At 58.0% G+C, this 652-nt stretch carries 1 protein-coding gene; it reads left to right on the top strand.

The window, feature by feature from the left end; translation table 11 throughout:
- Positions 1 to 323, top strand: a 323-nt coding sequence (locus ACFOYX_RS36300) for a hypothetical protein (RefSeq protein ID WP_377534835.1), incomplete at its 5' end; no start/stop codon positions are given.
- Positions 324 to 652: the final 329 nt, after the last annotated feature.

Here is a 652-nt window from a genome sequence, read left to right as displayed (position 1 = left end):
ATGGACGTTACGCCCGTGTCATCCCCACTCGGCCGCCGAACCTTGCTGAGATCACCTCATTGGATCCGGAATCCAACTATTCCGGGCCGTACGTCTCGTTTGCGGAACGGTACACACTGGAAACGATCATCATTCTTGCAGGTGCCGAGCAGGGTATCGATGCAGCGCGGATCTCGCGGGCATCCGTGAGGAGCATCCTCGGCATGCCCAGACGGGGCACCTTCCAGTCCCATGTTTCAGGTTTGGTGGAGGCGGTGGGTCCACATTGGTCGCGGAAGCGCGATTGCGCGGCACTCGCCGCGCTGGCTGGGTGGCGCAGCTGACATGGTCATTAGAGGTGATCGTCTTGACAGACCTACCTACAGAATCATCCAGACCATCCTCGAGGGAAACACCGCCGTCTGCTACAAGTGTTGGCACGAGATCTTCGAGTGCCATTGCGTCCAGAAGACGGTCAGCCTCCTCGGTGTAACGGATGCCCTGGCGTATCGAGAACCGCAACTGTTGAGAGCGCTTAGCCATCCACACTTGACAGAAGTCTGGGAAGCGCAATGGGATCCAGACTTTGGAGATAAAGCGGTAACCTTCACAATGAGGTGATCTCAGCAAGGTTCGGCGGCCGAGTGGGGATGACACGGGCGTAACGTCCATA

It is taken from the genome of Micromonospora sp. GCM10011541, from assembly GCF_042650725.1.
Classification (GTDB): Bacteria; Actinomycetota; Actinomycetes; order Mycobacteriales; family Micromonosporaceae; genus Micromonospora; species Micromonospora sicca.
Note: the sequence above shows the minus strand (reverse complement) of the source record. Positions and strands in the feature narration are given on the sequence as shown.